The organism is Roseibium sp. M-1 (genome assembly GCF_054515675.1).
Window position 1 is genome coordinate 3,790,440 of record NZ_CM137257.1, and the last position, 24,353, is coordinate 3,814,792.

The following is a 24,353-nucleotide window of genomic DNA, read 5'->3' on the forward strand; positions in this document are numbered from 1 at the left end:
GTGGTCGGACGTCTCCGCCTCGTTCAGCGGGCTGGGATCGTCCTGGAGGCTAGTCCTATGAGGGCGCCTCCACGGTCCAGGGTTCGGAAAACCAATGTTCCTCAAGATTGGTTCCGTCCCCGATACGGTCTACGACGGCATAGCGCCCGGGTTGCCCGAGCGGTGCCAGAACGCCATGCCAGGTGCCGCGATAGAGATTGATCGACTGGCCCGGCTGGCTGATGAAGGCTTTGAGATTGACCGGTCTGCCGTCCGCGTCGTCGGCGACGATGACAAGCATCGGCACGCCGTCGAGCGGTATGAACGCCTGGCTGCCGAGCGGATGGCGCTCGACCATGTCGACCGAATAGGGAAACGACCGCGCCTTTGCGTCGAAGAGGCTGATGCCGGCGCGGCCCTCGCCAAAGTCCAGCTTTGCCCGGTCGTGGTGGCGGCCGCACATGCCCTGATTGATGATCTTGTCCGGCGCGCCCGCCACCTCCAGGACGTCGCCGTAAGGCGCAAAGGCACCGGCAGTCAGAGGCAGGGGGGCAAGCGTCCGGCTCACGGCAACAGGTCCTTCAGCCGGAACTGGGCGATGCGTTCCACCTGGCGGCAGGCTTCACTGAACTCTGTGGCCCTGTCGTTGTCGATCCGGCGGTGGAAGGCCGCCATGATCGAGGCCTTGTCATGGTCGCGCACAGCAATGATGAACGGGAAACCGTGCTTTGCGACATAGGTATCGTTGAGCTTTGTGAAACTCTCGCGTTCCTCGTCGGTCAACATGTCGAGCCCGGCGCTCGCCTGTTCATTTGTGCTTTCTGCCGTTAGCCGACCCGCCTGAGCCAGCTTGCCCGCAAGATCCGGGTGAGCGGTCAGGACGCCGAGACGTTCTGCCTCGCTTGCCGAGCGGAACATGCGGCAGAGCGCGTTGTGAACTCCGGCGGCGCAGTCATGCGCGGGCCCGAGTTCCAGGTCGAACGCGCGCTCCGCAATCCAGGGCGAATGCTCGAAGATACCGCCGAAGGTTTTCACGAACTCTGCCTTTTCCATCCGGCTCGGCTGCAGGCCCTTTTTCGGCGGATGGGTCCTGGCCCAGTGTTCGGCGATCTCGATCCGGCGAGGGCACCAGACGCCCTCGTGCTTCTGGATATGGTCGATGAATTTCTGCAAGGCCATGATCTTGCCCGGACGGCCGACAAGACGGCAATGCAGGCCGATCGACATCATCTTCGGCGTGTCGCTCGCCCCTTCCGCATAGAGCATGTCGAAGGCGTTCTTCAGGTAGTTGAAGAAATCCTCGCCGTCGGTCCAGCCCGGCGCGGTGGCAAAGCGCATGTCGTTGGCTTCGAGCGTATAGGGGATGATGAGCTGTTCGCGGCCTTCGACCTCCAGCCAATAGGGCAGATCGTCATCATAGGTGTCTGAAACATAGGCAAATCCGCCTTCCTCGGCGACAAGGCGGACGGTGTTGACAGAGCAGCGGCCCGTGTACCAGCCAAGCGGGCGCTCGCCGACCACTTCGGTGTGCAGGCGGATCGCCTCGGCAATTGCCGCGCGCTCCTCCGCTTCCGGCATGTCCTTGTGCTCGACCCATTTGAGGCCGTGGCTGGCGATTTCCCAGCCAGCATCCTTCATCGCCTGGACCTGTTCCGGGCTGCGGGCGAGCGCCGTCGCGACGCCATAGATGGTCAGCGGAATGTTGGCGCGAGTAAACAGGCGATGCAGGCGCCAGAAGCCGGCGCGGGCGCCATATTCATAGATCGATTCCATGTTCCAGTGGCGCTGGCCCGGCCATTGGGCGGCGCCCGGAATATCGGACAGGAACGCCTCGGAGGCCGCATCCCCGTGCAGAACGCAGTTCTCGCCGCCTTCCTCGTAATTCAGCACGAACTGAACGGCGACCTTCGCCCCGCCCGGCCATAGCGGATCCGGTGCGTTCTGGCCATAGCCACGCATGTTACGGGAATAACGATTCAAGACGGACCTCCTCATGATACCACTCGGTTGAGACAAGCAAGGACTATGCCTCAAAGAACGGCTGGTATGTTGTCTTCTTATAAATCAGGATAATGCCGATGACTTTCTTGTCTTTTTAGAAAGTGCTTTCGGAGAACGACGGGTGCCCTAAATTAGGGGCCCACAGCATCATGCGCGCAACTTCAGACTTCCAGGGGAGGCCCCGATGGCCGGCTATCTGACGACACATGTTCTCGACACCGCCCAGGGCTGCCCGGGGAAGGGCATCAAGATCGACCTTTACGAGATCGACGGCGACAGCCGCACCTATGTCCGCAGCCTCGTCACCAACGACGACGGCCGCACCGACAGCCCGATCCTTCCCAAGGAAGACTTCAGGACCGGCACCTATGAACTGGTGTTCCATGTCGGCGCTTATTTCGACGCCGCCGGGATCGCCCTGCCGGAACCGAAATTCCTCGACACGGTGCCGCTGCGCTTCGGCATGTCGGAGGAAGCCCACTACCACGTCCCGCTTCTCGTTTCGCCGTTCAGCTATTCGACCTACCGGGGGAGCTGAGGCAAGCCCGGCTCCGATTGCAGGCTTTGCTGCAAGTTCCACCTCATCCTGAGGAGCGAGCCTGCTCGCTTCTCGAAGGAGGGGACCTTTGCTCCGGACAAGCGGCCTATCCTTCGAGACTGGCCTTTGGCCCTCCTCAGGATGAGGTCGTGTTGAAGGCAAGCGCCTCGTCACCAACAACGACGGCCACACCGACAGCCCGATCCTGCCCAAGGAAGACTTCAAGACCGGCACCTATGAGCTAGTGTTCCATGTCGGCGCTTATTTCGACGCCGCAGGGATCGCCCTGCCGGAACCGAAGTTCCTCGACACCGTGCCGCTGCGCTTCGGCATGTCGGAGGAAGCCCACTACCACGTCCCGCTTCTCGTCTCGCCGTTCAGCTACTTGACCTACCGGGGGAGCCGAGGCGAGCCCAGCTCCGATTGCAAGCTTTCCTGCAAGTTCCACCTCATCCTGAGGAGCGAGCCTGCTCGCGTCTCGAAGGATGGGACCCTTGCTCCGGACAAGCGGCCCATCCTTCAAGACGGGCCTTTGGCCCTCCTTAGGATGAGGTCGTGTTGAAGGCAAGCGCCTCGTCACCAACGACGACGGCCGCACCGACAGCCCGATCCTTCCCAAGGAAGACTTCAAGACCGGCACCTATGAGCTAGTGTTCCATGTCGGCGCTTATTTCGACGCCGCAGGGATCGCCCTGCCGGAACCGAAGTTCCTCGACACCGTGCCGCTGCGCTTCGGCATGTCGGAGGAAGCCCACTACCACGTCCCGCTTCTCGTCTCGCCGTTCAGCTACTTGACCTACCGGGGGAGCCGAGGCGAGCCCAGCTCCGATTGCAAGCTTTCCTGCAAGTTCCACCTCATCCTGAGGAGCGAGCCTGCTCGCGTCTCGAAGGATGGGACCCTTGCTCCGGACAAGCGGCCCATCCTTCAAGACGGGCCTTTGGCCCTCCTCAGGATGAGGTCGTGTGTGGGAGAAGCGTCTATCGAATTTGGATGTCAGTCCGTCACCACAGGCGTCTGTTTCACGTCGCCAAACCCGGCTGGAACCTCACCTGCTTCCTTCTTCATAATGATCTCGCGGTGTGGATACGGGATGCCGATGTTGTTTTCCTTGAACGTGTCCCAGAGCGCCAGCAGCACCTTGCCGCGAATGTTGGTGAGGCCCTGTTGCGGGTCGCGGATCCAGAAGCGCAGAACGAAGTCGAGAGATGAGTCGCCGAAGCCGGTGAGCCAGCACACCGGTCGGCGGTTGGCCTCGACCCGGCCAACCGTCATCGCCGCCTCGATGGCAAGCTTCGAAACCTCGTGCGGGTTGGCGTCGTAGGAGACGCCAAAATTGACGTCGAGCCGCACCAGATCGTCGGAAAAAGACCAGTTGATCACCCGATGGGTGATGAAATCCTCGTTCGGGATCAGGTATTCGCGCCCGTCGCGGGTGACGACGGACACGAAACGGGCGCGCAATTCGCGGATCCAGCCGAAGGTGCCTTCCAGCGAGATCGTGTCGCCGGGTTTGATCGACTTGTCGAGCAGGATGATGATGCCGGAGATGAAATTCGAGATCACCTTCTGCAGGCCGAAGCCGAGGCCGAGGCCGACAGCACCTGTGAAAACGGTGAAGGCGGAGAGATCGATACCGACCGAGGAGAGCGCCATGGTGCCGGCGATCAGGATCAGCCCGAACTTGGCAACCTTGCCAATGAGCACCCGGATCGACGGTGTCAGTTCGTCCGATTTCTGCACCTGCTCTTCGAAATAGCGGCCGAGGATGACGGCGATCCAGACGGTCGCGATCAAGAGCAGCACCGCTTTCAGCACCAGAAGCAGCGACAGGCGCATTTCGCCGAGCGGCAGGGCAAGGCTGTCAAGGAAGGTGCCCGCCTCGTCGTCGAAACCGAGGATCACCAGCGCCACATAAATCCAGGCGAGCCAGCTCAGCGTCTTGGCAACCAGCCGGTTGCGGATCACCCGCGAGAGCACGGAGACGAACAGCCAGGCGAGCGACAGGGAAAGCGCAATGGCAATGAAATGACTGCGGCTCGGCCAGGTGACGGAGCGCAGCACGGTCAATGCCGAAAAGAGGAACAGGCTGAACAGGATCCATTCGATCCGCCGGAGCAGCGCGATCACGACGCGCAGCAGGCCGGGATGGCCCTTGATCTCCCGCGCGCGCGCCTCCAGCCGGGGCTCGACCCGCAGGCTGATGACCTTGGCTACGCCGAAAAGGACGACAATGAGGGCAATCTGGTAGGCGAACCAGGGCGCGGTCAGGTAGCTGAGTGCCACCTTGGCCCAGGACTGCAGTTCGGCAAGGATGGTTTCCGGCGTCATCCGCTGCTGGTTCCCTCGTGTTTCGCCGGGAAGTCCGTCCGTTCCCGTCGATGCATCAAGAGCTTAACAGCAATTCGCCCGACCGGCCAAGCCGGGTCGCTGCTGCGGCACTCTCCTTGAACCGATACGCACGCGGGCCCAGAAAGGTTCAGTCCGGGGACGGGCCCTGGCACGGGTCCCGTGGCGGGTCCGGGGTCAGCGCGCGATCTGAACGTCCAGATCCTGCCGCAGGCGTGCCGACCAGTCGGCGCTGAGTACATCGGCCAGCTTGGCAACGCCAGGAACGACGCCGTCCGCCGCCACCCCATCAAGGCCAAGACGTTCGAGTACGAGCCGCAAGGTGGTCTGCGGGCCGGCGGAGAGTTCCGAATAGGTGATCCGGAGCGGTGAGATGCCTTCGCGCGTGAACCAGTCCTGCCAATCCCGGTCAAAACGGGTGAAGCGGTCATAGCAGTCTTTCAGTGCCGCAGGATCGTATTCCAGCGGGCGCGGTGCGGAAAGCCGCTCCAGTTCGCTGCCATCCGCCGCCCGGTGCCAGAGGCCGGATTGTTCGGCGCGGACATAGGACACAGCCTGGGCGATCTTGTCTTCGCGTCTCAGGTGAATGAAGAGGGTCTCGCCGAAAGCGGCCTTGAGACGGTCCAGATCCGGCGCAACACCCGGATAAAGGACGCCAAGTTTACGCATGAAGAAATCGAAGCTGTGCCGCTGCAGGCGGAGGCCGAAGATGCCGGTGCCGCGCGTGCCCTTCTCCGTCACCTCGGCAAGGACCTTGCGCAGCGACCCCGTTTCCGGCTCGTCTGGATCCGTCACGAGGCCGAGATCGTCCTGCCACGCCGCAAGCGACGGCTCATGGAAATAGGAGCCGGGATGTCCGGCAACACCGGTTGCCGAGAGAAGCTTGCACAAAAGCGTGCTGCCGCTGCGCGGTGATGTGCAGAGAATGTAGGACTTATAAGGCTTCATGCCCTTCCCTGGCAGGGAACGGTTACAGGCAAAAGACACTGGCTGCCTATCCTGCTCATGAAAGAAGTTTTCGCAATCAGGTGTTGCCGGATTGCCCTGCGTCACGAGGAGTACCGGACGCCGGCGATGCCGGCGCCCGAAGCTTTCGGTCCGTTAGCTGGCGAACCGGTCCAGGAGCTCGTCAAGGGTGACATGTCCCTTGCAGGCTCCGGTGCCCTTGTCGTCACCACCTTCTTCCAGGGCGCTGGCGTACCGCACGGCCGTGTCGGCCTCAAGGTTGCCCCGCAGTTCGGAGAGCTTCGGCCAGCGGTCGCGGCTGGCGACGCCATGGACATCCAGCCACCTCGCGACCCCGATCAGCAAGGCATCGGCAAGGGTCGGACGGTCCGCGACGAGGAACTTGCCGCCGCCGATCATTTCCTCAAGCCTGTCGTGACGCTCAATCACCCAGGAGCGGCCGAATTCGGTCAGGGCTGTCTGCATCGAGGGATCGGGATCCTCGGTTTCCATGACGGTCCAAAGCGGCGCGAAAGCGCTGGTGAAGCCCGTATTGATGAAGGCCATCAATTGGTGCATCCGGTCGGCTTCCCTTGATGTTGCCTCAAAGGAAATGCGCCTGTCTTTGTCCCTTGCCTCCATCCAGGCGCCGATCGCCATCGTTTCAGTCAGCAAGTCTCCCCGGTCCGTCACCAGCACGGGCGTCTCCACCCGTGGATTGAGACGCTTGTACGAGGGGTCCCGCATTTCGCCGAGCATATCGACGCGGCACAGCCGGTATGGCTGCTCTAGCCATTCGAAAGCGGCGACGAGCCCCATTGAGCTTCCAGCGGGGTGACCATAGATAAGAATGGGTTCCAAAACAGTGTTCTCCGTGATTTCTGACGATCACGCTGCGCAGCGATGCCGGACCCTAACACGCTGCCAAACCAAGGCAATTACGCACCTTTTTGTTACCACGGAGCCCGCATGAAACAGCTCGTCTCCCGCTGCCCCATCGAGGAAGTGATGCAGATCCTGAGCGGCCGATGGCCGACGCTGCTGATCTATTACCTGACAGAGGGAACAAAACGGTTCAGCGATCTGCGCCGGGACAATCCCACCATCTCGCACAAGATGCTGACGCTCGAACTGCGCCGGCTTGAAGATGCCGGCATTGTCCGGCGGACGGAATACGAGGGCTACCCGCTGCGTGTCGAATATGATCTGACCGATGCGGGCCGAACGCTGGTGCCGCTGATCGATGCGCTTGGCGATTGGTGGGAGGCAGCTGGAACCGGCACAGAGGCCCAAACGGCCGCCACCTAACGTGCCGCCATTTCCGCCAGCGATTTCTGGATATGGGCCACCATGAAATCCAGGAACAGGCGCACCTTGGGGTCCTGGCGGCGGCGGTGGGTGTAGAGGCAGGCCATCTGCACCGGGATCGGCGGTTCGCCTTCCAAAACCGGCACCAGCCGTCCATCAGCGAGATAATCGGCCACCTCGAAGAGTGGCTTCAGCACAATGCCGTGACCTTCCAGCGCCCAGCCGGTGAGGACGTCGCCATGGTCGGATTCGAACGGGCCGGACACCGCCACCCGCTTGACGCCGTGTTCCGTCTGCAGCGGCCACTGGAATTCCGGCGCGCCGGGATAGCGCATGTTGAGGCAGTCGTGACGGCCGGCGGAGAGCTCGTCGCTGGTCTTCGGGCTGCCCTTGCGGGCGATATAGTCCGGCGAGGCGCAGAGCAGCCGGCTGCAATCGGCGATTTTTCTGATTTTCAGGTTGGAATCTTCCGGCAGACCCAGAAAGAATGCCGCGTCGAGACCTTCGCCGGTGAGGTCCACCTTGCGGTCGGACAGGCGCAGTCGGATGTCGATCAGCGGGTTGGCGGCCTTGAACCTCGGGATCGCAGGGGCGATCAGCCGCTGGCCCATGCCGATCGGCGCGGCGACGAAGAGCGTGCCGCGCGGCGAACGGGTGACGTTGCTGATCTCGGCTTCCGCCTCTTCCACCGCCTCGATGATTTTTGTTGCACCGCGATAGAACAAGTTGCCATGCTCTGTCGGCGAAAGCGCGCGGGTGGTGCGCTGGAACAGGCGCACATTGAGGTGCTCCTCCAGCTGCGACACGCGCGAGGACGCGACGGCCGAGGAGATCCGCAAGTCTCGTGCGGCCGCGGACATGTTGCCGAGTTCATAGACACGCAGAAAGGTGCGAATGTTTTCCAGATACGCCATCAGGTCACTATCCTAGCCGAGATCAGCTGCTCTATTATTCGGAAATTTTTGAAACTGCTCGGAATTATCCCGAGATACCAGAAAATTGGTTTCCGCGCTAGCTTGGGCGAAACGTTTTTGGAGGAGACGCAATGCTGGACATTGCCATCATTTGGGACTGGATCGCCTTCGCGGTTCGCTGGCTGCACGTCATCACCGCGATGGCGTGGATCGGCTCGTCCTTCTATTTCGTCGCGCTGGATCTCGGCCTGAAGAAAGCCCCCGACCTGCCCAAGGGTGCCCATGGCGAAGAGTGGCAGGTGCACGGCGGCGGCTTCTATCACATCCGCAAATTCCTGGTGGCCCCGGAAAACATGCCGGAGCACCTGGTCTGGTTCAAATGGGAAAGCTACACCACCTGGCTCTCCGGCGCGGCCCTCCTGATGATCGTCTACTGGGTGGGCGGCGAGCTCTTCCTGATCGATCCGGCCAAGGCGGATCTGAAGCTGTGGCAGGGTATCCTGATCTCCGCCGGCTCACTCACGATCGGCTGGCTGGTTTATGACCGGCTGTGCAAGTCGAAGCTCGGCGAGAGCCCGACGCTGCTGATGGTGCTTCTCTTCGCGCTGCTGGTCGCCATGGGCTACGGCTATAACGAGATCTTCACGGGCCGGGCCACGATGCTGCATCTCGGCGCCTTCACCGCAACCATCATGACGGCAAACGTCTTCTTCATCATCATTCCGAACCAGAAGATCGTGGTGGCGGACCTGAAGGCCGGGCGCACGCCGGATGCCAAATACGGCAAGATCGCCAAGCTGCGCTCGACCCACAACAACTACCTGACCCTGCCGGTCGTGTTCCTGATGCTGAGCAACCACTATCCACTTGCCTTCGCATCGCCCTACAACTGGCTGATCGCAGCCCTCGTCTTCCTGATGGGCGTCACCATCCGGCACTATTTCAACACCAAGCATACGGGCGCCCCCGCGCCGACCTGGACCTGGCTGGCAACCGCAATCCTCTTCGTCGCCATCATCCAGCTGTCCCTGATGCCGTTGAACCAGGACGACATCGAGGCATCCGAGAACCGTGCCCTGACCCCGACCGAGCAGATCTTCGCCAGTGCGGAAGGCTTCGAAGACGTCATGGCAATCGTGCCCGGCCGCTGCGGCATGTGCCACGCCCGCGAGCCCTTCTATGAAGGCATCCACTGGGCGCCGAAGGGCCTGCTTCTGGAAACACAGAGCGACGTTGTCCGCGCCGCCAAGGAGATCTACCTCCAATCCGGCGTTACCAACGCCATGCCGCCGGCAAACGTCTCCTTCATGGAGGAGAACGAACGCAAGGCGATCATCCGGTGGTACAGGAACGCGCAGAAACAACTGCCGTTCGGGGTGGCGGCTGCGCAGTAGGTGCATTTCGGTTCACGGACTCATTGGACGCTCCTCCTTCGCGGGGAGCGTTTTGTTTCGGGGGCAGACCTTTAAGCTTCAAGAGCGTCACCCCGGACGGAGCGAAGCGGAGATCCGGGGCCTACTCGCCGCGATTCTTGTAGAAGAGTTGGGCATTCGTTTTCGAAAGGTTCAATACTCACGTCAGCTCTCTGGAAACGAGTAGGCCCCGGGTCTCGCGATGCTCGCCCGGGGTGACGCTTTGCGTTATTGGCCAGAGCTTCCCCCCTCCACCTTCATTCCGGACAAGTGCAGCGAAAGCTGCACGCCGATCCGGAACCCAGCGGACCAGTGTGAGCGCAGCGAACTCTCAAAAAAAATCAAGGCCGTGCTTGCAGCGCGACATATGTCTGGTTCCCGGATCTGCGCGCGGCTGCGCCGCACTTTTCCGGGATGACGGGAGAGGTCGACTGGTTTGGGTACTCCCTATCCCGCCACATCCGCGTGTTGAATAACGAAGTCCACGAAATGCCGGATCTTCGGGTCCTGCAGGCGTCGGTGGGGGTAGAGGCAGCCGAAGATGGTTGGTGGCGGCGGGGTGTCCGGCAGGATCTCCACCAGGCGGCCGCTTTCCAGATGCTGGGCAACGTCGAACCTTGGCTTGTTGACGATGCCGTGGCCGGACAGCGCCCAGTCGGTGAGCACATCGCCGTGGTCGGTGTCCATCTTGCCCTTGACCTGCAGCTTGCGCGGCCCGGCGGGCGTCTGCAGCACCCAGAAATATTCCGGCGAGCGCGGATAGCGCAAAAGCAGGCAATTGTGCTCGTCGGTCAGGAGATCGTCCGGTGTTTTCGGCGTGCCGTGCTTTCGCAGGTAGTCCGGCGCCGCGCACAGCACCCGCGGGCAATCGGCGATCTTGCGGAGCTTCAGGTTGGAATCCAGCGGCGTGCCGATGAAGAAGGCAACGTCCAGCCCGTCGGACATGATGTCGACCTTCCGGTCCGACAGCCGCATGTGCACTTCCGTCGCCGGAAACTTCTCGACAAAGCGCGGTACGAGGGGGGCTATGATGCGCCGGCCGGCGCCGAGCGGCGCCGTTACCCGGATCACCCCGCGCGGCGTATCGGAGAAGGTGGCGACGGCCGCCTCCGCGTCCTCGATCGATTCCAGTGCCTTCACCGCATAATCGTAGAAGACCTTGCCGACCTCCGTCGGGGTAAGCGATCTGGTCGTCCGGTTGAAAAGCCGCACGCCGAGATGCTTTTCCAGCTCCTTGATGCGCTTGCTGGCGACCGCCGGGGTCAGGCGCAGGTCGCGTCCGCCGGATGTAATGCTGCCGAGTTCGACCACGCGCGTGAAGACACGCAAGGATTCCAGATAGGACATGGCTCACTTCCCTAAGGTCAAATACGTGTGCGATTCCGGATGCTTGCTGCGGATAACCGACTTTCGTCGCATTCCCTGATCAACAGTATCGCACGGCTATTTTCAACGATCTGTTGAAAGAATTTCCGGAATCACCGGATTTTTTGTGAAGATCACGAGGCGTACCGTTCCGGCTGAGAGAAGACTTTGCCTGAGGACGCGATGACCTACCGCACGGAAATCCGGTTTCTGCTGAACGGCGCTGATGTCGCCGTCGCCGATGTGCCCGCCGACAAGACGCTGCTCGACTATCTGCGCCTGGAGCGCCGCCTGACGGGCTCCAAGGAAGGCTGCGCGGAAGGCGATTGCGGAGCTTGCACCGTGCTCGTCGGACGGCTTGTCCGGGGCGTCCTCAAATACGAGACCGTCAACGCCTGCATCCGTTTCCTTGCCTCCCTCGACGGTTGCCATGTGGTGACCATCGAGCATCTGCGCGGCGAAAAGGGCGGACTGCATCCAATCCAGCAGGCGATGGTCGATTTCCACGGCAGCCAGTGCGGCTTCTGCACCCCGGGCTTCGTCATGTCGCTTTACGCGCTGTGGATGGGAAATCCCGAGCCGAGCGAAGCGCAAGTCGAAAGCGCGATCCAGGGCAACCTTTGCCGCTGCACCGGCTACCAGCCGATCGTTGCCGCCGCCATGGCTGCCAACCGCTACGGCACGCCCGCCAACGATTTTCTGGAAGCGGAACGCGCGGCAATCACCGAACGCCTGACCGCGCTCAACGACGGACAGCGCGTCGTCACCGGCCCCGAGGACAACCGCGCCATCCTGCCGGCGGATGTCGCCGACTTTGCAGCCGTACTGGAAGAGTTTCCGCAGGCGACCATCGTCGCGGGCTCGACCGATGTCGGCCTCTGGGTCACTAAGTTCATGCGCCCCATAGGCCCGGCCGTCTTCATCAGCCACCTTCAAGAGCTGAAATCGGTCACCTTGAGCGACACCGCGCTGGAGATCGGCGCCGGTGTCACCTATTCGGAAGCCCAGAAAACGATCTGCGAGGTCTTCCCGCATCTGGAAGCCTACTGGGACCGGATCGCCGGATGCCAGGTCCGCAACATGGGCACAATCGGCGGCAACATCGCCAACGGTTCGCCCATTGGCGACACCCCGCCGGTGCTGATCGCGCTCGGTGCGCAGATCGTGCTGCGCAAGGGCGATGCCCAGCGCAGCTTGCCGCTGGAACAGTTCTTCATCGAATACGGCAAACAGGACCGCGCGCCGTCCGAATTCGTCGAGAGCATCCTGATCCCGCGCCCGCGTCCCGGCCAGCTTCACGCCGCCTACAAGATCTCCAAGCGCCGGGACGAGGATATTTCTTCGGTCGCAGCCGGGTTCAGCGTCACCGTCGCGGACGGCCGTATCACCGACTGCCGCCTCGCTTTCGGGGGCATGGCGGGCACGCCGAAGCGCGCCGTCAAGGCGGAAGTGGCGCTCCGCGGCCAGCCCTGGGGCGAGGCCGCGTTTCTCGCCGCCGGCAAGGCGCTCGACGCCGATTTCACGCCGCTTTCCGATTGGCGCGCATCCGCCGGGTACCGGGCCATTGCCGCGCGCAACCTGCTGCAGCGCTTCTTCCTGACCCATGACGAGCGGACCGAAGCACCGGCCGACCTGCTGTCTGCTTGAACCGGAGGCGAACCCAATGAAACACGACATCATCAAAGACGCCAAGGGCTCGATCAGCGGTGGAGTTCACACCGACCGCCGCCACGACAGCGCGGAAAAGCACGTCACCGGCCGGGCGGAATATTGCGACGACATCGCCGAACCGCAGGGCACGCTGCATGCCTATCTGGGCACCTCGACGGTTGCCCATGCCTTGATCAAGTCGATGGACCTTTCGGCTGTTCTGGCAGCTCCGGGCGTCATCGGCGTGCTGACGGCAGACGACGTTCCCGGCCACAACGACATCAGCCCGACCGGCCAGAACGACGAACCGGTGTTCCCGGTCGGCAAGACCGAATTCCACGGCCAGCCGCTCTTCGCCGTGATCGCCGAAAGCCGCGACGCCGCCCGCCGGGCCACTGAGAAGGCAAGGATCGACTACGAGGTGCTGCCGCACGCACTCGACCCGCTGAGCGCCATCGAGGCCGGCTATCCGCATGTAACCGCGCCCCTCAAACTTGAACGCGGCGATATCGCGCCCGCCTTCGAGACCGCGAAAAACCGGATCAAGGGCCGGATGGAGATCGGCGGCCAGGATCACATGTATCTGGAAGGCCAGATCGCCTTTGCCATTCCGGGCGAGGACGATGATGTCGTCGTGCACTGCTCCACCCAGCATCCGAGCGAGGCGCAGCACATGGTCGCCCATGTGCTCGGCGTGCCGTCGAATGCGGTGACGGTGAATGTGCGCCGCATGGGCGGCGGCTTCGGCGGCAAGGAAAGCCAGATGAACCTCTTCTGCGCGGTGGCTGCGATTGCCGCGAAGAAATGGAACCGCCCGGTCAAGATCCGCCCGGACCGCGACCAGGACATGACGGCCACCGGCAAGCGCCATGATTTCGTCGTCGACTACGATGTCGCCTTCGACGACAGCGGGCGGATAGAGGCGGTCGACGGGGTCTTCGCGGCTCGCTGCGGCTATTCCTCGGACCTCTCCGGCCCGGTGACGGACCGCGCGCTGTTCCACGCGGACAATGCCTATTTCTATCCGAATGTCCGGCTTACCAGCCGGCCGATGAAAACCAACACGGTCTCGAACACCGCCTTCCGCGGTTTCGGCGGACCGCAAGGCGTCGTTGCCGCAGAACGCATGATCGAGGAGATCGCCTATGCGCTCGGCAAGGACCCGCTGGAAATCCGCAAGGCCAACTTCTACGGCGACCGTAACGACGGCCGCATCCTCACCCCCTATCACCAGGAGGTCGAGGACAACATCTTGCCGCGCCTGATCGGAGAACTTGAAAGCTCCTCTGACTACAAGGCCCGCCGCGAGGCGATCCTTCAGCACAATGCCCGTTCCTCAATCATCAAGCGGGGTATTGCGCTGACACCGGTCAAGTTCGGCATTTCTTTTACAGCCACCTGGTACAATCAGGCCGGTGCACTGATCCACATCTACAATGACGGATCGATCCACCTGAACCATGGCGGCACCGAAATGGGCCAGGGTCTCAACACCAAGGTCGCCCAGGTCGTCGCCGATGCCTTCCAGGTGGATTTCGAGCGCATCAAGATCACCAAGACGACGACCGAGAAGGTGCCGAACACCTCGGCAACCGCCGCCTCGTCCGGCTCCGACCTCAACGGCATGGCAGCGCTGAATGCAGCCGAGCAGCTGAAAGAACGCCTGGTCGCCTTTGCCGCCGAGCGCTGGAGCACCGAACCGGAGAAGATCCGCTTCCGCAACAACATGGTGGAGATCGGCTCCGAGCTTGTCTCCTTCAACGATCTCGTCCGCCAGGCCTATATGGCCCGTGTCCACCTGTCAGCGGCCGGCTTCTACAAGACGCCTAAGATCCATTGGGACCGGGCCGCCGGCAAGGGCCGGCCGTTCTACTACTTCGCCTATGGCGCGTCCTGCTCGGAAGTTTCCGTCGACACCTTGAGCGGCGAATACCGGGTGGAACGCACGGACATCCTGCACGATGTCGGCAAGTCGCTGAACCCGATCCTCGACAAGGGCCAGGTGGAAGGTGCGTTCATTCAAGGAATGGGCTGGCTGACGACGGAAGAGCTGTGGTGGGACAAGGCCGGACGCCTCCGGACCCATGCGCCGTCCACCTACAAGATCCCGCTCGCTTCCGACCGGCCGCGCCGGTTCACCGTGAACCTTGCCGAATGGTCGGAGAACAGGGAACGCACCATCAAGCGCTCCAAGGCCGTGGGCGAACCGCCCTTCATGCTCGGCATCTCCGTCTTCGAGGCGCTTTCCATGGCCGTTGCCAGTGTCGCGGATTACCGCGTATGCCCGCGCCTCGACGCCCCGGCAACGCCGGAGCGGGTGCTGATGGCCATCGAACGGCTGAAAACCCGGGAGTAAGTCATGACCATGTGCTCCACAAAGGCCGAAACCTTCTTCGGCTCCGCCAAACCTGTTGTCCGGATCGCCCTGACCCGGGTCCGCGGCTCGTCTCCCCGGGAAGCCGGAACGGAGATGTTCGTGAGCCAGGACAGTCTTCTCGGCACCATCGGCGGCGGTCATCTGGAGCACATTGCCATCACCCAGGGCCGCACCATGCTGGCCGAGGGGACGCTTTCCAGCCATCTCGACCTGCCGCTCGGCCCCGAAATCGGCCAGTGCTGCGGCGGCCGGGTGGAACTGACGCTGACCCGCATGAGCCGGGCCGACAGGTCCTCCGCCCTCGACCGCTTTCGGTGGCAGGAGAATACCCAGCCGCATGTCTACATCATGGGCGCCGGTCATGTCGGCCGGGCAATTGCCAATCTGCTGCAACATGCGCCGGTTCGTTGCATCCTGGTCGACATGCGCAAGGAAGAGCTGGCCCAGTGCCAGGCCAGGGTCGAAATGCGTCTGCGTGCCATTCCGGAAGTCGAGATCTTCAACGCGCCCCGGGGCAGCGCCTTCATCGTGCTGACCCATGACCATGGCCTCGACTTCCTCTTGACCTCGGCCGCGCTGGAACTCGGCCATGCCGCCTATGTCGGCATGATCGGCTCGGCCACGAAGCGCGCCAAGCTGCGCTCCTGGTGCAACAGCCACTGCAACGGCCTGTCGGTCGACCAGCTGACCTGTCCCATCGGCGCCACGGAAAGCCGGGACAAACGCCCTGAAATCATTGCCGCTTTTGTCGCTGCAGAAGTCCTGACCGCCCTGACGACGGGCGCAAGGGCTGCCGGCGGCACGGAGGAGACTGCGCTGCTGCAAGCCGCGCAGTAAAACCAACGGCCGGCCGTCCTGCGGGAGAGGGACCGTCCGGCTGTTTTACCCTGAAAGGAGACCCGATATGCGGGTTGGGAGGTACGACTACAATCTGTTCTCGAGGGGGGACTTCAGCGCCTTCTGGGCCCTGTTCACCGACAACCTCGTGAACCTCATGGTGCTTTCGGGCATCTGTCAATTCGTGTTCCAGATGCCGGCGGAGATCGTCTACGGCAAGATAGTGCCCGGCGCGGCCATCGCCATCCTGGCGGGCGTGCTTGTGTATGTGTTTCTGGCAAAACGCGCAGCCGCGCAACACGGCCGCGATGTGACTGCGCTGCCCTACGGCATCTCGACGCCGGTCATGTTCGTCTATCTCTTCGGCGTCATCGGCCCGATCTACTGGGCAACCAATGATCCGGTCCTTGCCTGGCAGGTCGGCATCGGCGCCGGCTTCATGGGCGGTATCGTCGCCGGTCTCGGCGCCCTTGTCGGACCGTGGCTGAAGAAGGTCACGCCCCGCGCGGGCATGCTCGGCACACTTTGTGGCATCGCGCTGGTCTTCATCGGCACCGTGCCGCTGGCGACCGTCTTCGAGAACCCGTTCATCGGCTTTGCCTCGATGATCATCATTCTCTGGGGTCTCGTCGGCCGCTTCCGGCTGCCGTTCAACATTCCGGCGGGTTTGCTGGCGCTTCTCGTCGGCACCGTGGTGGCACTCGCCACCGGGCAGTCGAATATCAGCTTCGATGGTGTCGGTTTCTATCCGCCGATCCCCTATTTCGGTGACCTGATTGCCGGCATCCAGCACCTCTTCAACAATCCGGAGCTGTTCCTGGTTCTGGTGCCGGTGCAGATCTACAACTTCATCGAAACGATGAACAACGTGGAAAGCGCGGAAGCCGCCGGTGACCATTATCCGGTGGCGACCTGCCAGATCACCGACGGCGTCGGAACGATGGTCGGCGCGCTGTTCGGTTCGCCCTTCCCGACCACGGCCTATATCGGCCACCCGGCCTACAAGCGCATGGGTGCCCATGCCGGTTACGTGCTCGGTGTCGGCGTGGTCATTCCGCTGGCAGCCTTCTTCGGCTTCCTGGCCTTCCTGACGAACCTGATCCCGGTGGCCGCGGCCGCTCCCGTCCTGGTCTTCGTGGCTCTCAGCCTCATCACCAACACCGCCCACGCGGTGCGCACGGACCATATGGCCGCCGTCACCATCGCGATGATGCCGCATGTCTCCAGCTTCCTCATCATCAAATGGGGCTCGCTGATGGGGGCCCTCGGGGCAACGGGTGCCACCGGCATGCTGGCGCTCGGCGATCCTCAGCTGACCGCAGCCCTGCTGCAGCAGGGGGCGCACTATGAGGGCCATCTGGCGCTCAGCCAGGGTGCGATCCTGACCGGTCTCATCTGGGGTGCCATCGTTGCCAGCGTCATCGACGGCAAGTTCCGCACTGCCGGCGGGTTCGCCTTCGCCGCCTTTGCCATGGCCTCCGTCGGGATCATCCATTCCGCGACGTTGCACTGGCCGGACTTCTCGACCGTCAGCCTCGGCTACCTGATCGCAGCCGCCTTCCTCTTCATCTATCCGATCTTCCACCGCGAAGAGACGATCGTGCCGGAAGCGGAACCCGCGGCAGGCGTCCAGCCAACCCCCGGCGAGTGACATTCAAACCAAAACTCTTCGGGGCGGATTTTCCGCCCCGAAACCTGACAAACGGAACCTTACCGATGCCTTCTGACCGCCTGCTGCTCCGCGGCCGCCTTCTGACCTTCAAGGCCGAACCGCAATCTCCGGAAGACCTTGGGGCCTTCGACTATCTGGAAGACGGTGCGCTCCTGATCGAAAACGGGATCATCCTGCGCCGCGGGACCTATGCCGATGTCATTGCAGATGCCGGCGACGCCGAAATCGTCGACCACCGGCCGAAGCTGGTGATGGCCGGTTTCATCGACACCCATATCCATTTCCCGCAGGTGCAGATCGTCGCCTCCTGGGGCGCGCAGCTGCTCGACTGGCTGAACACCTACACCTTCCCGGAAGAGACCCGCTTTGCCGATGAGGGCCACGCGGCGGCCATGGCCTGCCGCTTCTTCGATCTCCTGACCGATCACGGCACCACCACCGCGGTTGCCTATTGCTCTGTCCACAAGGCTTCGGCGGAGGCCTATTTCGAGGAAGCCGAGCAGCGCAACATGCGCATGATCGGCGGCAAGGTGCTGATGGACCGCAATGCGCCGGACGGGCTGCGCGACACGCCGCAATCGGGCTATGACGACACCAAGGAACTGATCGCCAAATGGCATGGCCGCGGCCGCGCCAGCTACGCCATCACGCCGCGCTTTGCCATCACCTCGACGCCGGAGCAGATGGACATGGCCGGCGCGCTCGTTGCCGAGCATCCGGACTGTTTCGTGCAGACGCATCTGTCGGAAAACAAAAACGAGATCGCCTATACGCTGGAGCTGTATCCGGAAGCGCGCGACTATCTCGACGTCTATCAGCGCTACGGCCTTCTCTCCAGCAAGATGCTGCTGGGCCATTCGATCCACCTGGAAGAGCGCGAGATCGCAGCCCTTGCCGAGACCGGCGCCCGGCCGGTCTTCTGCCCGACCTCGAACCTTTTCCTCGGCAGTGGCCTCTTTGACGATGAAGGCCTGCGCACCAAGGGCATCGTCAACGCGATCGCCACCGATATCGGCGCCGGTACCAGCTATTCCATGCTGCAGACCCTGAACGAGGGCTACAAGATCCTGCAGCTCCAGGACCAGAAACTGCACCCCTTCCGTGCCTTCCACTGGATCACTCGCGGCAATGCCGTCGCGCTTGGGCTGGAAGACAAGATCGGCACCCTGGACGAAGGCACCGAGGCGGACATCGTCGTGCTCGACAGCCGGGCGACCGACGCCATGGCCCTGCGCATGGAGCGGGCCTCGACCCTGGCGGAAGAGCTTTTCGTGCTGCAGATGCTTGGTGACGATCGCGCCATCGACGAGGTCTATGTCTCCGGCAAGGCGCAGAAGGGCAAGGCGCCGGCAAGCTCTCGACCGGCCGTGCGCAAGGCATCGGTGAGGGACAGGGAACTGGTGCTTTCCTGAGGCACCTGGCGTACGGCTTTCCTGAGAAAAACGGAACTTGGCTCCTGGCAATGCCTAATCCCCTCTCCCGCTGGGAGAGGGTCAGGGTGAGGGAACAAACCTCTCAAGATACGGAAACACCTGCCCCTCACCCGGCGCATCCGCGCCGACCTCTCCCAACGGGAGAGGTGACCGGGGACATCGCTCTTTCCTGAGCAACGGCCTTGTCGCCACGGCCTGTCGACACACTCGGCGTCACCCCGGGCGAGCGTCGCGAGACCCGGGGCCTGCTCATTTCCAGAGCGCGGATACTACCCGGGTTGGTATCGGAACATTCCTTCGCTTCGGCAAGCGGCCCAGCGAGTGGGCCCCGGATCTGCGCTGCGCTTGTCCGGGGTGACCTAGAGGGATGGCGCATGGCTTCAATCCCGCTTAAGCGATTGATGATCAGTCTTCGTCACACGCAAAATACAGGCTCTTGCCAATCGAGGGCCGAATAAGTGTATCAATGCCTACTGCGTTTCCGGGAGGCCTTGATGGCGAAAGACATTGTTTTTTATGATTACTGGCGGTCCTCGGCGAGCTACCGCGTCCGCATCGCGCTCAATCTTCTGGGCCTTGAAGCCGAGTATCGTCCGGTCAACCTGCTGACCCGGGCCCATCTGGAAAAAGATTATCTTGCCCTCAACCCGCAAGGCCTCCTGCCGGCGCTGGTCATCGACGGCAAGACGCTGACCCAGTCGCTTGCCATCATCGAATATCTGCACGCCACGACCCCCGGATCGCAGCTGCTTCCCAACGATATCGACGGCCAGTACCGGGTACGTCAGCTTTCTTACGCGATCGCCATGGAAATTCACCCGGTCTGCAACCTTTCGATCGTCGGTCATGTCGCCGAGATCACCGGCGGCGGCGATGAGGCCAAGAAGGCCTGGATGCAGCATTTCATTGCCAAGGGCCTCGCCGCCTTCGAAAACCTTCTCGACGACAACGGCCCCTTCTGCCACGGCGAAACGCCGACCATGGCCGATTGCTGCCTGATCCCGCAGCTCTACAATGCCAACCGCTGGGGCATTGATGTCTCCGGATTCCCGAAGATCCTGCGCGCCGCCTCCGCGCTGGACGCACTTGATGCCGTGAAGGACGCTCATCCGGACGTCATCGGCGCGCCGCCCGCCTGATTTCGGCAATTCCAAACAGTGCTCAGGAGGCGGCGACCAGATGGCGGCCGCCGACGTCCTCGTAGCGGACGCGCTGCACGCTTTTCCCGAGCGGCAGCACCGGTGACGGGATCTCTCCCGTCGGCACGTCAAAGACGTTACGCCGCCGCTTCGGGTCGGGGATCGGTACCGCCTTCAAAAGCCGCTTCGTATAATCGTGCTGCGGGTTTTCGAACACCTGCCGGCGTGTTCCCATCTCCACGATCTGCCCCAGATACATGACCGCGATCCGGTGCGAGACCTGCTCAACCACCGCCATGTCGTGGGAAATGAAAAGGTAGGAGAGACCGAGATCCTCCTGCAGCTCCTGCAGGAGATCCAGCACCCGCGCCTGAACCGAGACATCAAGGGCAGACACGCTTTCATCTGCAATGATCACCTTCGGCGACAGGGCAAGCGCCCGGGCGATGCAGATGCGCTGGCGCTGGCCGCCGGAAAATTCGTGCGGATGCCGGGTCATGGCCTCCGCGGGAAGGCCAACCCGCTCGAAAAGGCCGGCAACCCGGTCCCTCAATTCCTGTCCACGCGCCAAACCGTGGATGACAAGCGGCTCGCCGACGATGTCACCGGCACTCATGCGTGGATCAAGAGAGGCGTAGGGGTCCTGGAAGATCATCTGCATGTTCTGCCGCAGCCGCCGCTCCAACTGCGCGCCACCAGTACCTGAATGGTGGCCAGCGATGCGGATCGAGCCTTCCCACGGGACGAGGTTCATCAGGGCCTTGCCGATGGTGGACTTGCCGCAGCCGCTTTCACCCACCAGCCCCAGCGTTTCGCCGGGTTTCAGGTCAAAGGAGACACCCTCGACCGCATGGACCCTGGACGTGACCCGGTTGAGCAGCCCACCATGCAGGTCGAAGCGGACGACAAGATCCTCCACTTCAAGGACGGGCTGATCGGCTGGCGTCTGCGCCGTATCGATGCCCGTGAAAGCGCCCAGCTTCGGCACGGCGTCGAGCAGGCTGCGCGTATAGGTGTCAGCCGGACGCTCGAAGACGTCCGCGACCGGTCCCCGCTCGACGATATGGCCCTGGTTCATGACAATGACCCGGTCGGCCATTTCGGCGACGACACCCATGTCATGGGTGATCATGATGACCGCTGTGCCGAAATCGCGCTGGAGATCGCGGATCAGCTGCAGGATCTGGGCCTGGATGGTGACGTCGAGCGCCGTCGTCGGCTCGTCGGCAATCAGCACCTTCGGATTGCAGGCGAGCGCCATGGCGATCATCACCCGCTGGCGCATGCCGCCGGAAAGCTCGTGCGGGTACTGTTTCAGGCGCCTGGCCGGTTCCGACAGGCGGACCGACTGCAGCATCTCCAGCGCCCTTTTGTCCGCTTCGCGCCTTGTGACGTCCTGATGCGCCAGGATGGCCTCGCGCAGCTGACGGCCGACGGTCAGAACCGGATTGAGCGACGTCATCGGCTCCTGGAAGATCATGGCAATGTCGCCGCCGCGGATGCGGCGCATGGCATCCTCGCCGATTGTCGTCAGGTCCCTGCCTTCGAACATGACCTCACCGCCGGCGATCCGTGCCATCGGTTCCGGCAACAGGCCCATGATGGAGAGGGCCGTGATCGATTTGCCCGACCCGGATTCGCCTGCAATGCAGAGCGTTTCGCCGCGCTTCAGGTCGAAGGAAAGCCCCTTGACCACGGTCTTGCTGCCTGAAGGCGTCGCCACATCGGTGCGGAGGTCGCGGACAGACAGGACGATGTCCTCGCCTGCAGTTTCGGTGTCTTGCGGGTTTGTCATCCGGACCGGCCTGAATGATTTGAAAATCTTGAGACGGGCAGCGGCTTAGGTGCCGCCGCCCGAGTTGGCCTATTGCAGCACGACCTTGGGGAAATAGAACGACACCACCCAGTTGGGCATGTCGACGATTTCCGAGATCCTCAGGTCGCCGCAGACCGAGCACAGCATATAGGCGTCGACCGCGCTGTAGCCGTGGCGGGCACAGAGCAGGTCGATCATGTTCGAGACGGCTGCTTTCGCGCCCTCGAACAGATCCTCGCCGATGCCGGTGGTGACCTCGTAGCCCATCTCGTCGAGATGGCGGGTCACCGGACCCGGCGTCTCGAAGCGCGGCATCTTCAAATTGGCGCCCTTGATGAGATCCAGTCCGATCACCGTGTTCATCGGGCTTTCGATCGCCGTCCCGCACACCTCACCATCGCCCTGCGCCGCATGGGTATCACCGATGGAGAAGAGAGCCCCGGCGACTTCCACCGGCAGGTAGAGCGTCGTCCCGGCTGCGAGGTCGCGGATATCCATGTTGCCGCCAACACGCCGGGGCGGCACGACGGAATGGAGGCCGGCTTCCGCAGGCGCCACGCCGATCGTGCCGGCGAAGGGCTTCAGAGGCACCTTGCCGAAGGGGGCGAAGGCGGACGTGCCCAGCTTGTCCTTGTCATAGGACCAGAGATGCAGGGCCGGATCCTTGAACTGATCAGCGAGCAAGCCGAAGCCTGGAATGTTGGCGGTCCAGCCGAAACCGGACGGCTTGAACTCGTGGATCTTCACCACCAGTGCATCACCCGGCTCGGCCCCGTCGACATAGATGGGACCGCTGACCGGATTGACCTTGCCGAAATCCATCGTCGCCACATCAGCGACGGTGCTGTCCGGTGTCAGCTGGCCGGCGGAGCTGTCGAGACATTCGAATTCGATCACCGTCCCGGGTGCCACCCTCTCGGCCGGGACATTGGAATTGTCCCAGCCGAAATGATGCTGTGCCGCATGGATCGTATATGCGGCCTTGCAGTTACTGCACATCTTTTGCCCAAACGTAGTCGTAGTTGACGGGAATGTGGACCGGGTCGACGAAGATGGCGTCAGCACCACCCAGCCGCTCGGACCGCATCGTGAAACGCTGTTCGTGGAAGACAGGTGCCCAGGCAGCATCGTCCATAACCGACAGGAAGATCTTGCGCCAGGCGTCCTCGCGCTCGGCTTTCCTGGCCGGATCGGTGATGCTGTCTGCGGCGGTAGCCTGGCTGTCGAGGTCCTCGTTGCAGTACCAGGACCAGTTCCAGCCGCCCTTGACCGCGCCGGCACAGCCGAGGATCGGGCCATAGAAATTGGACGGATCCGGGAAGTCCGCAATCCAGGCCATACCGCCGGACCAGATCATCGGTGCTTGATCGGGCTCGCCGCCGGCCGCGATCACGTTGGCCTGGGCAAGCGCCTTGATCTCGGCCTTGATGCCGATTTCCGCAAGATCCGCCTGGATCGACTGGGCAATGCGCGGATTCGGGTCGGTGTTGTAGACATAGAGTTCCGTCTCGAAGCCGTCAGCGAGACCGGCTTCCGCCAGCAGCGCCTTGGCTGCGGCCGGATCATAGGGATAGCCCTCATACTCCTTGTCGTAACCGGGCATGGTCGGCGGCAGCGGCTGGTTGGCGGCAACCGCCCGGCCGTTGATGATGCGGATGACCCGGTCCTTGTTGATCGCCATGTTGACGGCCTTGCGGACTTCCAGTTTGTCGAAGGGCGGCATCTTGACGTTCATGGTGACATAGCCGGTGTGCAGCTGGCCACCCTCGATGATGAGATCCTTGTAGGTCGGGTCCTTCGCCACCTCGAGGAACTTCGCCGGTGGAATGCCGTCGCCGGGGATATCCGCCTCGCCACGCTGCAGGCGCAACAGGGCGACAACCGGCTCCTGACCGACCTCGAAGGTGATCTCGTCGAGTTTCGGCACACCCGCACGCCAGTAGGTTTCGTTACGCTTGAACACCAGCCGCTGGCCGAGGGTCCATTCTTCCAGGGAGAAGGCGCCGGAGCCGACCGGATGCTTGCCGAAATCGGCACCCCATTTTTCCACTTCTTCCTTCGGCACGACGGAGGAGAAGTTGATGGCCATGACATGCAGGAAGGTCGCGTCCGGGCGGGACAACTCGATCTTGACGGTCAGCGGATCGACGGCCGTCACGCCTTCCAGGCTTGTAGCTTCACCGGAAGCGACTGCGTCGAAGCCCTTGATGGACCCAAAGAAACCGGCACCCGGGCTTTGCGTTGCCGGATTGGTGACCCGGTCGAGGGAATATTTCACGTCCTCGGCGGTCAGCTCGCGGCCATTGTGGAACGTGACGCCCGGGCGCAGCTTGAAGGTGAAGACCGTACCGTCATCGGAAATCTCGTAGCTCTCGGCAAGATCCGGCATCAGGTTGGTGGTTCCGGGCTCATAGTCCATCAGGCCGTCGAAGAGGCTCTTGATCATCGACCAGTTCTGCCAGTCGTAACCGATGGCCGGGTCGAGCGTGGAGACGTCGTCCTTGTAGGTGACGATCATCGATCCGCCCTGCTTGATATCCTCGGCCTGTGCTTGTGTTAAGGCTGTGGCGGCAAGAAGGGCGGCAGCCCCTGCCAGTACTGTCTTCTTCATAATCCAACC

General features: G+C 62.6%; 19 protein-coding genes and 2 pseudogenes. 11 read left to right on the forward strand and 10 right to left on the reverse strand.

What is annotated here, in order from left to right:
- Positions 1–55 precede the first annotated feature (55 nt).
- On the reverse strand, positions 56–547 hold the full coding sequence (locus tag ACX3M4_RS17070) for an ureidoglycolate lyase (protein WP_459354201.1): 492 nt from the start codon (positions 545–547) through the stop codon (positions 56–58).
- Positions 544–1,974, reverse strand: coding sequence for an allantoinase PuuE (puuE, locus tag ACX3M4_RS17075; RefSeq protein WP_459354202.1), 1,431 nt, complete (start codon positions 1,972–1,974; stop codon positions 544–546). Before puuE ends, ACX3M4_RS17070 begins: the two co-directional genes overlap by 4 nt.
- A 190-nt stretch (positions 1,975–2,164) precedes the next feature.
- Between puuE and uraH (ACX3M4_RS17080) the strand changes: the two genes are divergently transcribed.
- From uraH (ACX3M4_RS17080) to uraH (ACX3M4_RS17090), 3 genes and pseudogenes are all read left to right on the forward strand, one after another.
- Positions 2,165–2,518 (forward strand): hydroxyisourate hydrolase, encoded by a 354-nt coding sequence (uraH, locus tag ACX3M4_RS17080; RefSeq protein WP_459354203.1) that lies wholly within the window; start codon positions 2,165–2,167, stop codon positions 2,516–2,518.
- A 175-nt stretch (positions 2,519–2,693) separates the two neighbouring features.
- Positions 2,694–3,080 (forward strand): annotated as a pseudogene (locus ACX3M4_RS17085) (hydroxyisourate hydrolase); the annotation flags it as partial.
- Between the two features lie 4 nt (positions 3,081–3,084).
- A pseudogene (gene uraH, locus ACX3M4_RS17090) lies at positions 3,085–3,327 on the forward strand (hydroxyisourate hydrolase); the annotation flags it as partial.
- Between the two features lie 185 nt (positions 3,328–3,512).
- Here uraH (ACX3M4_RS17090) and ACX3M4_RS17095 read toward each other — a convergent pair.
- The 3 genes from ACX3M4_RS17095 to ACX3M4_RS17105 all read right to left on the reverse strand — a co-directional run bounded on the left by ACX3M4_RS17095 (position 3,513) and on the right by ACX3M4_RS17105 (position 6,671).
- Positions 3,513–4,847: a mechanosensitive ion channel family protein gene (locus ACX3M4_RS17095; protein ID WP_459354204.1), complete on the reverse strand. Its 1,335-nt coding sequence runs from the start codon at positions 4,845–4,847 to the stop codon at positions 3,513–3,515.
- Positions 4,848–5,042: 195 nt separating this feature from the next.
- Positions 5,043–5,813 carry a Stf0 family sulfotransferase gene (locus ACX3M4_RS17100; protein ID WP_459354205.1) on the reverse strand — a complete coding sequence of 257 codons (771 nt, stop codon included), beginning with the start codon at positions 5,811–5,813 and terminating at the stop codon, positions 5,043–5,045.
- Between the two features lie 153 nt (positions 5,814–5,966).
- Entirely contained in the window at positions 5,967–6,671 is a 705-nt protein-coding gene (locus tag ACX3M4_RS17105) for a glutathione S-transferase family protein (protein WP_459354206.1), read from the reverse strand.
- Between the two features lie 108 nt (positions 6,672–6,779).
- Between ACX3M4_RS17105 and ACX3M4_RS17110 the strand changes: the two genes are divergently transcribed.
- Complete coding sequence (locus ACX3M4_RS17110; protein WP_459354207.1) at positions 6,780–7,118, forward strand: winged helix-turn-helix transcriptional regulator; 339 nt, start codon at positions 6,780–6,782, stop codon at positions 7,116–7,118.
- On the opposite strand, the gene ACX3M4_RS17115 is transcribed toward ACX3M4_RS17110, so the two are convergent.
- Complete coding sequence (locus ACX3M4_RS17115; protein WP_459354208.1) at positions 7,115–8,032, reverse strand: LysR family transcriptional regulator; 918 nt, start codon at positions 8,030–8,032, stop codon at positions 7,115–7,117. The genes ACX3M4_RS17110 and ACX3M4_RS17115 overlap by 4 nt on opposite strands.
- Positions 8,033–8,163: 131 nt before the next feature.
- Between ACX3M4_RS17115 and ACX3M4_RS17120 the strand changes: the two genes are divergently transcribed.
- A complete protein-coding gene (locus ACX3M4_RS17120; protein ID WP_459354209.1) occupies positions 8,164–9,426 on the forward strand; it encodes a urate hydroxylase PuuD in 1,263 nt (420 codons plus the stop codon).
- A gap of 465 nt (positions 9,427–9,891) precedes the next feature.
- On the opposite strand, the gene ACX3M4_RS17125 is transcribed toward ACX3M4_RS17120, so the two are convergent.
- Entirely contained in the window at positions 9,892–10,791 is a 900-nt protein-coding gene (locus ACX3M4_RS17125; protein ID WP_459354210.1) for a LysR family transcriptional regulator, read from the reverse strand.
- 201 nt (positions 10,792–10,992) lie between these two features.
- On the opposite strand from ACX3M4_RS17125, the gene xdhA reads away from it, so the two are divergent.
- The 6 genes from xdhA to maiA all read left to right on the forward strand — a co-directional run bounded on the left by xdhA (position 10,993) and on the right by maiA (position 19,917).
- On the forward strand, positions 10,993–12,456 hold the full coding sequence (gene xdhA, locus ACX3M4_RS17130; protein WP_459354211.1) for a xanthine dehydrogenase small subunit: 1,464 nt from the start codon (positions 10,993–10,995) through the stop codon (positions 12,454–12,456).
- A 16-nt stretch (positions 12,457–12,472) separates the two neighbouring features.
- On the forward strand, positions 12,473–14,815 hold the full coding sequence (xdhB, locus tag ACX3M4_RS17135; RefSeq protein ID WP_459354212.1) for a xanthine dehydrogenase molybdopterin binding subunit: 2,343 nt from the start codon (positions 12,473–12,475) through the stop codon (positions 14,813–14,815).
- Positions 14,816–14,818: 3 nt separating this feature from the next.
- Positions 14,819–15,673 carry a xanthine dehydrogenase accessory protein XdhC gene (gene xdhC, locus ACX3M4_RS17140; RefSeq protein WP_459354213.1) on the forward strand — a complete coding sequence of 285 codons (855 nt, stop codon included), beginning with the start codon at positions 14,819–14,821 and terminating at the stop codon, positions 15,671–15,673.
- A gap of 67 nt (positions 15,674–15,740) precedes the next feature.
- Positions 15,741–17,324 carry a permease family protein gene (locus ACX3M4_RS17145; RefSeq protein ID WP_459354214.1) on the forward strand — a complete coding sequence of 528 codons (1,584 nt, stop codon included), beginning with the start codon at positions 15,741–15,743 and terminating at the stop codon, positions 17,322–17,324.
- A 65-nt stretch (positions 17,325–17,389) separates the two neighbouring features.
- Positions 17,390–18,757, forward strand: a complete 1,368-nt coding sequence (gene guaD, locus ACX3M4_RS17150) for a guanine deaminase (protein WP_459354215.1) — start codon at positions 17,390–17,392, stop codon at positions 18,755–18,757.
- Between the two features lie 515 nt (positions 18,758–19,272).
- Positions 19,273–19,917: a maleylacetoacetate isomerase gene (gene maiA / locus ACX3M4_RS17155; protein ID WP_459354216.1), complete on the forward strand. Its 645-nt coding sequence runs from the start codon at positions 19,273–19,275 to the stop codon at positions 19,915–19,917.
- Between the two features lie 22 nt (positions 19,918–19,939).
- Here maiA and ACX3M4_RS17160 read toward each other — a convergent pair whose 3' ends face one another.
- From ACX3M4_RS17160 to ACX3M4_RS17170, 3 genes are all read right to left on the reverse strand, one after another.
- Positions 19,940–21,712: an ABC transporter ATP-binding protein gene (locus ACX3M4_RS17160; protein ID WP_459354217.1), complete on the reverse strand. Its 1,773-nt coding sequence runs from the start codon at positions 21,710–21,712 to the stop codon at positions 19,940–19,942.
- Positions 21,713–21,781: 69 nt separating this feature from the next.
- Positions 21,782–22,732: an acetamidase/formamidase family protein gene (locus ACX3M4_RS17165; protein ID WP_459354218.1), complete on the reverse strand. Its 951-nt coding sequence runs from the start codon at positions 22,730–22,732 to the stop codon at positions 21,782–21,784.
- Complete coding sequence (locus ACX3M4_RS17170; RefSeq protein WP_459354219.1) at positions 22,722–24,344, reverse strand: ABC transporter substrate-binding protein; 1,623 nt, start codon at positions 24,342–24,344, stop codon at positions 22,722–22,724. Before ACX3M4_RS17170 ends, ACX3M4_RS17165 begins: the two co-directional genes overlap by 11 nt.
- Between the last annotated feature and the right edge of the window lie 9 nt (positions 24,345–24,353).